The sequence below is a fragment of the Pseudomonas sp. GW821-FHT05H12 genome, assembly GCF_059419385.1.
The window spans coordinates 1-12,563 of sequence record NZ_JBWKRS010000055.1 but is presented as its reverse complement, the minus strand read 5'-3'; the positions used below and the strand labels follow the sequence as shown (position 1 = coordinate 12,563).

Sequence of the window (12,563 nt, the reverse complement as noted above, 5' to 3'; positions counted from 1 at the left end):
ATTTCATCAAGCGACCCGCCCGTGGGCAGGTCGGGAAAAATCAATCAGCGCTCGGCGAACACCACCAGCACGTCGGTGCTGAAGGTGCCGTCGGCTTGAATGTCGTAGTAATCACGCACTTCCTGACCCATCGCCTGTTGCAGCTCAAGGATGGCTGCGCGCAGCACCTCTGGCGTGCGCATGCGCTCGACCCACGAGGTGTACTCCAGGCGCAGGCGCTGGCGGCTGCTGTTGCGCACATGCAGGCCGGACTCGCTGAGCTGCTGCATCCACTCGGCGGCGCTGTAGTCGCGCACGTGGCTGGTGTCGCGCAGCACTTCGACGGTTTGCAGGTAAGTGTCCAACAGCGGGCTGCCCGGTGACAAGACATCGACAAAGGCCGCCATGCCGCCCGGCTTCAGCACCCGGCGCACTTCTCGCAGGGCCAGGCCGAGGTCGCTCCAGTGGTGGGCCGAGTAACGGCTGAACACGAAGTCGAACTCAGCATCGGCGAACGGCAAACGCTCGGCGGCGCCGTGCACGGTGCGGATGTTGCCCAGGTTACGGTCTTTCGCAGCGGCTGCGACCACGTCGAGCATCTGCTGGGACAGATCGTAGGCCACCACTTCTTTAACCAGCGGCGCCACGTGGAAGCTGACATGACCGGCACCACACCCCAAATCCAGCAGTCGCGCACTGCCCTGCCCGGCCAGTTCGGCCTGCAGCAGAGCAAATTCGGTGCCTTGGGCGTGCACGGCACTGCTCAGGTAGGCGGAGGCTTGCTCGCCGAATTGTTTTTGCACGACTTGGGTGTGGGCGGTGCTGGTCATGGTGGTTTTCCTTGGGTTTTGGGGTGTTGGTACTGGCGCTATCGCAGGCAAGCCAGCTCCCACAGTTGGAATGCATTCCAATGTGGGAGCCGGGCTTGCCCGCGATGGGGCCCGCACGGTCTACCGCCAATCAAGCGTCGCGAAACAACCAAGGCTGGCTCGCCCGGTGCTTGGCTTCAAACGCGGCAATCGCATCGCCGTCCTGCAAGGTCAGGCCGATGTCGTCCAGGCCGTTGATCAGGCAGTGCTTGCGGAAAGCGTCCACTTCAAAGTGATACACCTTGCCATCCGGACGGGTCACGGTTTGCGCGGCCAGGTCGACGGTGAGCTGGTAGCCCTCCTCGGCTTCCACTTGCTTGAACAGCTCGTCCACTTCGGCATCGCTCAGGATGATCGGCAGCAAGCCGTTCTTGAAGCTGTTGTTGAAGAAGATGTCGGCATAGCTCGGCGCGATGATGCTGCGAAAGCCATATTCTTCCAGGGCCCATGGCGCGTGTTCACGGCTGGAGCCGCAACCGAAGTTCTCGCGGGCCAGCAGCACGCTGGCGCCTTGGTAGCGTTCGGCGTTGAGCACGAAGTCCTTGTTCAGCGGGCGCTTGGAGTTGTCCTGGTAGGCATAGCCCACGTCCAGGTAACGCCACTCGTCGAACAGGTTAGGGCCGAAACCGGTGCGCTTGATCGACTTCAAGAACTGCTTGGGGATGATCTGGTCGGTGTCGACGTTGGCACGATCCAAAGGGGCGACAAGGCCGGTGTGTTGGGTAAAAGCACGCATCGGGTATTCCTCAGATCAATTCGCGAACGTCGATGAAACGACCGTTGACGGCAGCAGCAGCGGCCATGGCCGGGCTGACCAGGTGAGTACGCCCACCGGCGCCCTGGCGGCCTTCGAAGTTACGGTTGGAGGTAGACGCGCAATGCTCGCCCGACTCCAAACGGTCCGGGTTCATCGCCAGGCACATCGAGCAGCCTGGCTCGCGCCATTCAAAACCGGCTTCGAGGAAGATCTTGTCCAGGCCTTCGGCTTCGGCTTGCGCCTTCACCAGGCCCGAACCCGGTACCACGATGGCTTGCTTGATGGTCGAGGCCACCTTGCGGCCCTTGGCGATGACGGCTGCGGCGCGCAGGTCTTCGATCCGCGAGTTGGTGCAGGAACCGATAAATACGCGATCCAACTGAATGTCGGTGATGGCCTGGTTGGCCTGCAAACCCATGTACTTCAAGGCGCGCTCGATAGAACCACGCTTGACCAAATCGGCTTCTTTAGCCGGGTCCGGCACGTTCTGGTCGACGGCCAAGACCATTTCCGGCGAGGTGCCCCAGCTGACTTGCGGCTTGATCTGGGCAGCGTCGAGTTCAACCACGGTGTCGAACACCGCATCGGCGTCGGAGACCAGGTCTTTCCAGGCTTCAACGGCAGCGTCCCAGTCAGCACCCGCGGGTGCAAATGGACGACCTTTTACGTATTCAACGGTCTTTTCGTCCGCTGCCACCATGCCCACGCGGGCACCGGCTTCGATGGACATGTTGCAGATGGTCATGCGGCCTTCGATAGACAGGTCGCGGATGGCGCTGCCGGCGAACTCGATGGCGTGGCCGTTACCGCCGGCGGTGCCGATCTTGCCGATCACGGCGAGGACGATGTCCTTGGCGGTCACGCCGAACGGCAAGGTGCCCTCGACCTTGACCAACATGTTCTTCATCTTTTTGGCGACCAGGCACTGGGTGGCGAACACATGTTCCACCTCGGAGGTGCCGATGCCATGGGCCAGTGCGCCAAACGCACCGTGGGTGGAGGTGTGGGAGTCGCCGCAGACCACGGTCATGCCTGGCAAGGTGGCGCCCTGCTCCGGGCCGATCACGTGAACGATCCCTTGACGCACGTCATTCATCTTGAATTCGGTGATGCCATATTCGTCGCAATAGTCGTCGAGGGTCTGCACCTGCAAGCGCGACACCTGGTCGGCGATGGCGTCGATGCCACCTTTGCGCTCGGGGGTGGTCGGTACGTTGTGGTCCGGGGTGGCAATGATGGAGTCGACGCGCCAAGGCTTGCGCCCGGCCAGCCGCAGGCCTTCGAACGCTTGGGGCGAGGTCACTTCATGGATGATGTGACGGTCGATATAGATCAGCGACGAACCATCGTCGCGCCGTTTCACTTCATGGGAATCCCAAAGCTTGTCGTAAAGCGTTTTGCCGGCCATCAGTCGGTCCTCATCAGCGGTGTTTCATACGCCGGGCTTTTCAATAACCCTTTGGCTTGTGAGGCTGATGGTATGGCGCTACATTAAATAACTCAAATTCATATTTTTTATGCTTTGGATTACCAACTGGAATACCACAATGGACTTGGCCAACCTCAACGCCTTTATTGCCATCGCCGAGACCGGCAGCTTCTCCGGCGCCGGTGAACGCCTTCACTTGACCCAACCGGCGATCAGCAAACGCATTGCCGGCCTTGAGCAACAATTGAAGGTGCGTTTGTTCGATCGCCTGGGCCGTGAAGTCGGGCTGACCGAGGCCGGAAGGGCCTTGCTGCCCCGGGCCTATCAGATCCTCAACGTACTGGACGACACCCGCCGCGCCCTCACCAACCTCACCGGCGAAGTCAGCGGACGGCTGACTCTGGCCACCAGCCACCACATTGGCCTGCACCGCCTGCCCCCGGTGCTGCGCACCTTTACCCGGGAGTACCCCAACGTCGCGCTGGATATCCAGTTCCTCGATTCGGAAGTGGCCTACGAAGAAATCCTCCACGGCCGCGCCGAAGTGGCGGTGATCACCCTGGCACCCGACCCGCACAACCTCGTCAGCGCCACCCCCGTGTGGGATGACCCGCTGGATTTCGTGGTCGCGCCGGAACACAGCCTCACCAGCAACGGCACGGTCAGCCTGGCGGATATCGCCAAGCACCCGGCAGTTTTCCCCGGTGGCAACACCTTTACCCACCATATTGTCAGCCGGCTGTTCGAAGCCCAGGGCCTCACGCCGAACATCGCGATGAGCACTAACTACCTGGAAACTATCAAGATGATGGTGTCCATCGGCCTGGCCTGGAGCGTGTTGCCGCGCACCATGCTCGATGATCAGGTGGCAAGCATCGCTTTGCCGGGCATACAGCTCAGTCGCCAGCTAGGCTATATCGTGCACACCGAAAGGACGCTGTCGAACGCTGCGCGGGCTTTCATGAGCCTATTGGATGCACAGGTCGATCTGCCAGGGATACCGGCATGAAGCTGTGCGGCCTATAGGCCTGAACCAACCCGCGCCGAACGCCCATTGAGCGAAGGCCCTTTGATAATGCGCAACCCCGTCGATTCCGTGCCACCCCTGCCCCGCATCTACGCCCTTGACCCTCAAGAGGCGGAACAGAGCTGGGACAGCGCCCCACAGCTGCTGGCAGCCCTGAACGCTGCCCGGCTGGGTGCATGGTGCTGGGAAATCGACACCGGGCGCATCAGCTGGTCGCGGGGCACCCAGGCGCTGTTCGGCTTCGACCCCCGCCAGCCGCTGCCCAAGGACCTGGACTACCTCGACCTGCTCGCCCCCGAAGACAGCGCTCGCGTGGTGCGGGCCTTCCACGCGGTGCTGGCCGGCGAGCCGTTCGAGCAGGCCATGCACCACCGCATCCAATGGCCCGACGGCAGCCTGCATTGGCTGGAAATCAACGGCAGCCTGGCGCCGGATAAAAACGGCCGACGCCGGATGATCGGGGTGATCCGCGAAATCACCCACCAGCGCGAACGGGAAAACGCCCTTGGCCACTCCGAAAAACGCTTCGCCACGCTGTTTCACCTGTGCCCGAACATGGTACTGCTCACCCGCCAGTCCGACGGCCTGATCAGCGAGGCCAACCAGTATTTCGAGATGCTGTTCGGCTGGCCGGTCGCCGACGTCATCGGCCGTACCACCCTGGACCTGGGCCTGTGGCGCCACCCCGACCAGCGCGCGCTGCTGGTCAAGGCCACCCAGCGCAAGGGCGAGCCGATCACCATGGAGGTGCAGTTTTGCGCCAGCAACGGCCAGATCCATGACGGCACCCTCAGCGCGCAGAAGGTCGAGTTAGAGGGCGAGGCCTACCTCATCAGCACCTTCCTCGACACCACCGAGCGCAAAAACGCCGAGCAGGCCCTCAAGGACAGCCAGGAACGTCTCGACCTGGCACTGGACTCGGCGCAGTTGGGCACCTGGGACTGGCACATCCCTACCGGCATGCTCTACGGCTCGGCCCGCGCCGCCCAATTGCACGGCCTGCCACCCGAACCCTTCCATGAATCCTTCGAGGCGTTTTTCGAGGGCATGTCCGATGAAGACCGCGAGGGCATGCGCAACGCCTACCGCAGCCTGCGCGAAGGCCCGGAGGGCAACTATCAACTGACCTATCGCGTGTTGATGGAGGACGGCAGCCCGCGCTACCTGGAAAGCCGCGCCCGCCTGTACCGCGACGACGCTGGCAAGCCGCTGCGCATGGCCGGTACCTTGCTGGACATCACCGACCAGGTGGAACGCGAGCAACGCCTGACCGCCTCCGAAGAAAAGTTCGCCAGCCTGTTCCAGGCCAGCCCCGACCCCATCTGCGTCACGTGCCTGGACAGCGGCGAGTTCATCGAGATCAACCCGGCCTTTACCCAGACGTTTGGCTGGACGGCCGCCGAGGTCATCGACAAGAGCGCCGAGCAGATCGGCCTGTGGGACGATTCGAGCAAGCGCCTGCAACGCATTGAGCGGGTGATTCGCGAGCAATCATTGAGCAACGTGGCGATTGTGGTGCACCACAAGAACGGCCAGAGCCTGACCTGTGTGATTTCCAGCCGGCTGATCAAGGTCGGCGACCAACCGTGCATCGTCACCACCTTGCGCGATATTACCCAGCAACAGCGTTCGGAAGCGGCGCTGAAGGCCAGCGAAGAGAAGTTCGCCAAGGCCTTCCATTCCAGCCCCGACGCCATCTCTATCACCGAGCGCGATACCGGCCGGTATGTGGAGGTCAATGACGGGTTCTGCCGGCTGACCGGTTATCGCGCCGAAGAAGCCATCGGCCTCACCCTGTACCAGATCGGCATCTGGGCCGATGAAAACCAGCGCGCTGCACTGCTGGCCGAGTTGCAGATCAAGGGGCGCATCCACCATCTGGAAATGCTCTGGCACAACAAGCGTGGCGAGTTGCTGGCAGTGGAGGTGTCGGTGGAGCCGATCACCCTCAACGAAATGCCCTGCCTGCTGCTGACCGCCCGTGATGTGAGCCTGCTGAAAAATGCCCAGGCGCAGATCCGCCACCTGGCCTACCACGACCCGCTGACCAACCTGCCCAACCGCGCCCTGCTGATGGACCGCCTGAGCCAGCAGATCGCCCTGCTCAAGCGCCACAACCTGCGCGGCGCGCTGCTGTTCCTCGACCTGGACCACTTCAAGCACATCAACGATTCGCTGGGGCACCCGGTGGGCGACACCGTGCTGAAAATCGTCACCGCTCGCCTGGAAGCCAGCGTGCGCATGGAAGACACCGTGGCACGCCTGGGTGGCGACGAGTTTGTGGTGCTGCTCAGCGGCCTGGACGGCACGCGCACTGAAGTCAGCGCCCAGGTGCAGGAACTGGCCGACACCCTGCGCGAGCTGCTCTCGGAGCCGATGTTCCTCGACGGCCACCGCCTGCAGGTCACGCCCAGCATCGGTGTGGCGCTGATCCCCGATCACGGCTCCACCCCGGCCGACCTGCTCAAGCGCGCCGACATCGCCCTGTACCGCGCCAAGGACTCGGGGCGCAACACCACGCAAATGTTCTACAACAGCATGCAAAGAACCGCCAGCGAACGGCTGCGCATGGAAACTGACCTGCGCCTGGCCTTGTCACGCGGCGAGTTCAGCGTGCATTACCAGCCTCAGGTGGATGCACGCGGCAACCAGATCATCGGCGCCGAAGCCCTGGTGCGCTGGCAGCACCCGCAACTGGGCGCGCAGTCACCCACCGAGTTCATCAAGGTGCTGGAAGACAGCGGCCTGATCCTGGAAGTGGGCACCTGGATTCTCGATGAAGCCTGTGCCGCCTTTCAGCAATTGATTGCCGACGGCCTGGTAGACCCGCTGAAGTTCAGCCTGTGCGTGAACATCAGCCCGCGCCAGTTTCGCCAGAACGACTTTGTCGAACGGGTGCAGCGCAGCCTCAGCCAGCACGACCTGCCGTGCAGCCTGCTGAAGCTGGAGATCACCGAAGGCATCGTGATCCAGAACCTGGACGACACCATCAGCAAGATGCGCCGCCTGAAAAAACTCGGCGTGAGCTTTGCGATGGATGACTTCGGCACCGGCTACTCCTCGCTCACCTATCTCAAGCGCCTGCCGGTGGATGCGCTGAAGATCGACCAGTCGTTTGTGCGCGATGCGACCCACGACCCCAACGACGCGGAAATTATCCGCGCCATCGTGGCCATGGCGCGCAGCTTGAATCTGGAAGTGATTGCCGAGGGCGTGGAAACCGAGGAGCAACTGGCGTTTTTGCAGAGGCTGGGTTGCCATGTGTTCCAGGGGTATTTGCATAGCCGGCCGTTGCCGATTGAGGGGTTCAGGCGGTTGTTGGGATAACGGTCATACCAGTTTGAGCGCCCAGAGACCTTTGTTTATCCACGAGGATGAGCGCAACGACTGCTTCATCCCGAACAAATCGATCGCACCGTCAATCACAACCACCGAATGGTGCCCGTCAGCCAAGGTACCAATGGCGCCCTGCGCCAACTCATTTGCGCCGCTTGCCCGAATGTAGGCGCTCAACCCCAGTCGACTCAACGCTTCACCTGACATCTCACCATCGTTAAGCGTCTCCATCGACACATCGAAACTACTTCCGGCGCGGAAGTCGTTGTTTTCCAACTGTGCACGCTTGGCGCTCACGGCATACAAGAAGTTGGCATTTTCCAAAAGTGCCGCATCGCTGCCAACGAAGTTCGAAGCACTCCTGGCCTTGCGCAACTCTTCGTGGCTCAGCGTGAGCCTGAAAGAATCTCGCATGATCACGTCGAAACCACCGGGAGTTGCAGTGACCTGCCTGTATATGTCACGCGGGTCTTGCCCGAATCGCATCATGGCCGCCTTGATCGCCGACACGGTCACGCAGTTACCCTCCTGCCCCTGATAAAAGCCGCCCCATATGTCTTTAGGTTTTTCGCTGGCAGGCGACTGATCTACGAGCCGACTCGACTGAGGCGGGCCAGCGAACATTCTGTAGCCATAATTGTTACCCACTTTGCAGGGCCAGCCATGGTCTTGCCCGACCCCTCCCACCATCAGTGCACTGCCAAAATTACGCACGCCCATCACTGCGACTACGCCTTCGCCAACCATTTCACTCGGCGACACATACTGACAAAGCCCATACACCCCCATGCCCTTCAAACATCTCAAAGTGGTTTCACCCTCAAGCGTCTTCGCCAGGGCAGCTTCAAAGCTGGCATAGCCGCCCACGCTCTGCTTGCGCTTCACAAACACCGCCAACGCAAAGTTGGCCGTCCTGACGGTCTCAGTGTCATTACCACTGAACCGCGATGCCTGCGCCACTTGATTCAGCTCATCCTGAGAGAGGTGGAGCTTGAATTCGTCCTTCATCACCACGTGATAACCGTTACCGGAAGGCATGACGTGATCAAACATATCGTTAGGTTTTGGGCCTAACGTCGCCATCATCATCTTGATCACAGCAGCATGGGTGCTGGTGTCGAAGTGCTCACCAAACCGGCGTTCAGCGACGTCGAACGCACTGACCCAACGCTTCGTTTTTTCCTTCTCGGGCGTGGAGGGCTGCTCGGTTGGGAACAGATGCCGAGGCGGCGGTGTAAAGACGGGGGTATTTAATATCGGAGCATTCATGGGCCATGATTCCTGAAGTATGTGCCCCCGGTTCGTGGAATCCGGCGCTGCTCAGTTCCGCGCATCACATTTCACAATAAGAAAAGGGCGCCAATGGCGCCCTTTCTGGAGGAGGTGTTGTTATGCCGCGACGGCGGGATGGGGCATGCCCAGCAAGCGGCTGACCTGCTCCAGGTCGGTCTCACGGCGCAAGGCCGTGAACAACTCCACCGCCTCGGGGTAATTGCGCGTCAACATTGCCAGCCATTGTTTCAAGCGGCCCGGCGCCTGGCGTTCGGTCAGTTGCTCGACCGACTGGGTCCAGAAGTCCTGAAGCATGGGCTGCATCTGCGCCCAGGTCATTTCCACGACCTCTTCACCGGCCCGCGCCGCAGCGATCTGGCGCGCCAGGTCGGGACGTGCCACCAGGCCACGGCCGAGCATGATGTCTTCGGCGCCGCTGACTTCACGGCAGCGCTTCCAGTCTTCGACGCTCCAGATGTCGCCATTGGCAAACACCGGCACCTTGACCACGTCCTGCACACGCGGGATCCACTCCCAGTGCGCGGGCGGCTTGTAGCCATCGGTCTTGGTGCGCGCATGCACCACGATATGCGCCGCGCCACCTTCGGCCAGGGCCGTGGCGCACACCAGCGCGCCGTCCGGGCTGTCGAAGCCCAGGCGCATCTTGGCAGTCACCGGGATATGCGCGGGCACCGCGCGACGTACGTGCTCAACGATCTGATTGAGCAGCTCCGGCTCCTTGAGCAGCACCGCTCCACCACGGGACTTGTTCACGGTTTTGGCGGGGCAGCCGAAGTTCAGGTCGATCACTTGCGAGCCCAACTCACAGGCCAGGGCGGCGTTTTCCGCCAGGCACACCGGGTCGGAACCCAGCAATTGCACACGCAGCGGCACGCCCGCCGCGGTGTGGGCACCGTGCAGCAGCTCCGGGGCGAGCTTGTGGAAATAGGCCGGGGTGAGCAGGCGATCGTTGACGCGGATGAACTCGGTCACACACCAGTCGATCCCGCCGACGCGGGTCAGCACGTCCCGCAGGATGTTGTCGACCAACCCCTCCATGGGCGCCAAAGCAATTTGCATGGAAAACACTCAACAAAAATCGTGGCGCAGTTTACTGGGTTTCCCACTGCAACCGCTAACCCCCCGTCAGTTGCGCAGCGCCGGGCCGTAACCGTCGAGGAACTCGGCCGGCATGCGCTTGGGCTTGCCCGTGGACAGTTCGATGCACACAAAGGTGGTCTGGGCACGCAGCAGGGTCGCACCATCGCTCGGGCGTACCAGTTGGAAGCGGCGGGTCATTTTCAGGCGCTGGTCCCAGTCGACGATCCAGGTGGCCAGTTGCAGCTCGTCGCCCTCATAGCCGGCGGCCAGGTAGTCGATCTCATGGCGCACCACCGCCATGGCACGGTCCAGGCGGCGATATTCGGTAAGGTCCAGCCCCAAGCGCTGGGAATGGCGCCACGCGCAGCGCTCCAGCCAGGACACGTACACCGCGTTATTGGCGTGCCCCAGGCCGTCGATGTCTTCAGCGGCGACCTGCAGGTCGATGATAAACGGTGTTGCCAGATCCCAGCCCATGCCTTGCTCCAGTCGATTGATGTCGGCGGGGGCAGTGTATCAGGCGGTTTGCCGCTCCTGCACACGACGGCCGGCCAGCAGGGCCAATACGCCCTCGATCACACGGGGATCGGCCAACACGCGCTGGTGCCCGCCCTGCTCCAGGCGCAGCAGGCGGCTATCAAACCAGGCCTCGTGGATGGCCTGGGACGCCTTGACCGGTACGAACGTGTCGTCTTCGGCATGTACGATCAGGCCCGGCATATTCATCTGGTAGCGAGCCACATCCAGGTGCTTGAGCGGCATGCCGAAGGTCAATTCGACCTCCTGGATAAACGCCGAGCGCGCACGCGGCGGCAAACCTACCATCCGGGTAAAGCCGCGCAGCACATCCAGGAAACGCGACGGCGCAGCAATACTGACCAGCGCCTCGGTACGCAGCCCCAGTTGCACCGCCAGCATCGCGCTGGCGCCGCCCATGGAGTGACCGACCACGGCGTGCAAGGGTGGCAACTCATTGGCCGCCTCAAGCATGGCACGGGCGAACAGCAGCACGTGCGCCTCACGCCCCGGCGAGCGACCGTGGGCCGGGCCATCCAGGGCAATCACCGAATACCCGTTTTGCACCAGGGCACTGATCAGGCTGGCGAACTGTGTTGGACGCCCTTCCCAGCCGTGCATCAACAGCACCGCTGGGCCTTGCCCCCAACGCAGGGCGGACAGACCGAAACGCAAAGTGATGCGCTCCGATTGCGCCAGCAGTGGCAGCTCCCAGTCACGCGGCGGCAGGTCGCGCGGGGTCATGAAGGTACGCCGCATCTTGCTCGCCACCGTGTGCGGCGCCAGGCGGCCAACGGTGTTATTGAAACCACGAATCCATGTCAGGGCGCCCATGATGCGAATCCTCTCTTAGCGCACGGCCGACTTGGCTGCACGGAGTACACGGTCGGACAACTCACCCGGGCCCAAGGCGCGAGCCAAGGCCAGGCCGCCGATCATCAAGGCCATGTCGGCCAGGGCCTTGTCGGTGTCTTCGGGGCTGGCGGCCAATTGGGCAGCCATCAGCTCCACGTGTTCGTTCAAGGCTTCGCGAAAGGTGTCCGGCAAGCGGGCCATCTCGCCGACAGTGGCGGGAATCGGGCAAGCCTGCGCCGTGGAGTCGCGGTGCTTGCGCGACAGGTAGAACGCGGCTACCAGGCTCCTGCGCTCTTCGCCGGTCAGCTGCTCGTCCATGTCGTCAATCGACGCACGGCGCTTGGCCAACAGCTGGGTGAAAGCCTCCAGCATCAGCGCGTCCTTGCTTTCGAAGTGCGCGTAGAACCCACCGACGGTGAGCCCTGCCGCCCCCATGACTTCCCCGACGCTCGGCTCGGCCGGGCCGCGCTGGATCAAGGCCGCACTGGCAGCCTGCAGAATGCGTTCGCGGGTTTGCGCTTTTTTATCGCTCATCAAAGCCTCCGTTTCTCATGGGTTGAATATTATTACCATAATAATATTTGGCAAGCCACCAGCATGACCGCTCGTCTGAGCAGCGCATGCAAATAAATGGAATAAAACCGTCGCTTCAGCCGTTGTCGATGCAACGAACCCTACAGCGGAGAGAACGTCATGGCCTGGACGCAGCAAAACGAAAACTGCGCATGGGTGGCCGGCGAAGCCCCCTACGTCTTTGACAATGAGTACAAGGCCAACTTCATCAGCGGCTTTCGCACCGTGCTGATTTCGAAGATCGAAGCGGAAGGTGTGGGCAACCAGCCATTCGGCAAATTCTTCAACGACCGGGACGGCCACGCCGAAGCCAACTTCCTGGAGGCGTTGCGTGCCAATGAATGGGTATTCGATGCCGGCTATCAAGAGATCGTGGTAAGCATCAACAACTCACCGTGCCGACAATGCTGCGTGCTGTTCAAGCAATACATGGAAGAGATTCAGCTGCGCTTTCCGAATACCACGCTGGTCATCGAGACCGCCAACATCTATCACCCGAACGACCCGCAAGACCAGGCCTGCCTGCGCGCACTGTCGCGCCTGCCAGGTATTCGTGTGGAAATGTGGAACGTCGCACTGGTGAACGCCCAGAACCAGGGCCCGGAAGTCAGCCCTGCGCAGGAACTGGCGCGCATCAACAAATCCTTGCGCACTGCCCATGTGGTTCGACGAATGCCGTAACCCAGGGTGGGCAAAAACCCAAACGCCAGACAAACAAAAGGGCCATTCAATAATTGAATGACCCTTAAAAATCCCGCAGAGCGGGTAATCGTGGCGTCCCCTAGGGGACTCGAACCCCTGTTACCGCCGTGAAAGGGCGGTGTCCTAGGCCACTAGACGAAGGGGACA

The 12,563-nt window shown here is 61.8% G+C and carries 11 protein-coding genes and 1 tRNA gene; 3 read left to right on the top strand and 9 right to left on the bottom strand.

Going from position 1 to position 12,563, the window contains the following annotated elements; translation table 11 throughout:
* Positions 1-44: 44 nt before the first annotated feature.
* The 3 genes from AC07SU_RS29170 to leuC all read right to left on the bottom strand — a co-directional run bounded on the left by AC07SU_RS29170 (position 45) and on the right by leuC (position 3,013).
* On the bottom strand, positions 45-809 hold the full coding sequence (locus tag AC07SU_RS29170; RefSeq protein ID WP_494999046.1) for a class I SAM-dependent methyltransferase: 765 nt from the start codon (positions 807-809) through the stop codon (positions 45-47).
* A gap of 130 nt (positions 810-939) precedes the next feature.
* Positions 940-1,584, bottom strand: coding sequence for a 3-isopropylmalate dehydratase small subunit (gene leuD, locus AC07SU_RS29165; RefSeq protein WP_015884976.1), 645 nt, complete (start codon positions 1,582-1,584; stop codon positions 940-942).
* Between the two features lie 10 nt (positions 1,585-1,594).
* On the bottom strand, positions 1,595-3,013 hold the full coding sequence (gene leuC, locus AC07SU_RS29160; RefSeq protein WP_176998720.1) for a 3-isopropylmalate dehydratase large subunit: 1,419 nt from the start codon (positions 3,011-3,013) through the stop codon (positions 1,595-1,597).
* A 139-nt stretch (positions 3,014-3,152) separates the two neighbouring features.
* Between leuC and AC07SU_RS29155 the strand changes: the two genes are divergently transcribed.
* Together AC07SU_RS29155 and AC07SU_RS29150 are read left to right on the top strand one after the other, a co-directional pair.
* On the top strand, positions 3,153-4,043 hold the full coding sequence (locus AC07SU_RS29155; RefSeq protein WP_494999045.1) for a LysR family transcriptional regulator: 891 nt from the start codon (positions 3,153-3,155) through the stop codon (positions 4,041-4,043).
* A gap of 66 nt (positions 4,044-4,109) precedes the next feature.
* Positions 4,110-7,388, top strand: a complete 3,279-nt coding sequence (locus AC07SU_RS29150) for an EAL domain-containing protein (RefSeq protein ID WP_494999044.1) — start codon at positions 4,110-4,112, stop codon at positions 7,386-7,388.
* Between the two features lie 3 nt (positions 7,389-7,391).
* Here the strand turns inward: AC07SU_RS29150 and AC07SU_RS29145 are convergent, their stop codons facing one another.
* The 5 genes from AC07SU_RS29145 to AC07SU_RS29125 form a co-directional block, all read right to left on the bottom strand.
* Positions 7,392-8,666: a hypothetical protein gene (locus tag AC07SU_RS29145; protein ID WP_494999043.1), complete on the bottom strand. Its 1,275-nt coding sequence runs from the start codon at positions 8,664-8,666 to the stop codon at positions 7,392-7,394.
* 120 nt (positions 8,667-8,786) lie between these two features.
* Entirely contained in the window at positions 8,787-9,749 is a 963-nt protein-coding gene (locus AC07SU_RS29140) for a tRNA dihydrouridine synthase (RefSeq protein ID WP_494999042.1), read from the bottom strand.
* Positions 9,750-9,815: 66 nt separating this feature from the next.
* Positions 9,816-10,247 (bottom strand): acyl-CoA thioesterase, encoded by a 432-nt coding sequence (locus AC07SU_RS29135; protein WP_176998712.1) that lies wholly within the window; start codon positions 10,245-10,247, stop codon positions 9,816-9,818.
* A gap of 39 nt (positions 10,248-10,286) precedes the next feature.
* On the bottom strand, positions 10,287-11,120 hold the full coding sequence (locus AC07SU_RS29130) for an alpha/beta hydrolase (RefSeq protein ID WP_494999041.1): 834 nt from the start codon (positions 11,118-11,120) through the stop codon (positions 10,287-10,289).
* A gap of 15 nt (positions 11,121-11,135) precedes the next feature.
* The gene (locus tag AC07SU_RS29125; protein ID WP_176998710.1) at positions 11,136-11,675 is read right to left on the bottom strand and encodes a TetR/AcrR family transcriptional regulator; all 540 of its coding nucleotides are present in this window, start codon (positions 11,673-11,675) and stop codon (positions 11,136-11,138) included.
* 159 nt (positions 11,676-11,834) lie between these two features.
* Here AC07SU_RS29125 and AC07SU_RS29120 point away from each other — a divergent pair, with 159 nt between their 5' ends.
* Positions 11,835-12,395 carry a hypothetical protein gene (locus AC07SU_RS29120; protein ID WP_176998709.1) on the top strand — a complete coding sequence of 187 codons (561 nt, stop codon included), beginning with the start codon at positions 11,835-11,837 and terminating at the stop codon, positions 12,393-12,395.
* Positions 12,396-12,486: 91 nt separating this feature from the next.
* Here the strand turns inward: AC07SU_RS29120 and AC07SU_RS29115 are convergent.
* Positions 12,487-12,562: transfer RNA gene (locus AC07SU_RS29115), tRNA-Glu, on the bottom strand.
* Position 12,563: the final 1 nt, after the last annotated feature.

Coding starts and splice junctions, on each gene's coding strand:
- AC07SU_RS29140 (WP_494999042.1), bottom strand. CDS start 9,749: ATGCAAATTGCTTTGGCGCCCATGGAGGGGTTGGTCGACAACATCCTG.
- AC07SU_RS29130 (WP_494999041.1), bottom strand. CDS start 11,120: ATGGGCGCCCTGACATGGATTCGTGGTTTCAATAACACCGTTGGCCGC.
- AC07SU_RS29155 (WP_494999045.1), top strand. CDS start 3,153: ATGGACTTGGCCAACCTCAACGCCTTTATTGCCATCGCCGAGACCGGC.
- leuD (WP_015884976.1), bottom strand. CDS start 1,584: ATGCGTGCTTTTACCCAACACACCGGCCTTGTCGCCCCTTTGGATCGT.
- AC07SU_RS29150 (WP_494999044.1), top strand. CDS start 4,110: ATGCGCAACCCCGTCGATTCCGTGCCACCCCTGCCCCGCATCTACGCC.
- AC07SU_RS29135 (WP_176998712.1), bottom strand. CDS start 10,247: ATGGGCTGGGATCTGGCAACACCGTTTATCATCGACCTGCAGGTCGCC.
- AC07SU_RS29170 (WP_494999046.1), bottom strand. CDS start 809: ATGACCAGCACCGCCCACACCCAAGTCGTGCAAAAACAATTCGGCGAG.
- leuC (WP_176998720.1), bottom strand. CDS start 3,013: ATGGCCGGCAAAACGCTTTACGACAAGCTTTGGGATTCCCATGAAGTG.
- AC07SU_RS29125 (WP_176998710.1), bottom strand. CDS start 11,675: ATGAGCGATAAAAAAGCGCAAACCCGCGAACGCATTCTGCAGGCTGCC.
- AC07SU_RS29120 (WP_176998709.1), top strand. CDS start 11,835: ATGGCCTGGACGCAGCAAAACGAAAACTGCGCATGGGTGGCCGGCGAA.
- AC07SU_RS29145 (WP_494999043.1), bottom strand. CDS start 8,666: ATGAATGCTCCGATATTAAATACCCCCGTCTTTACACCGCCGCCTCGG.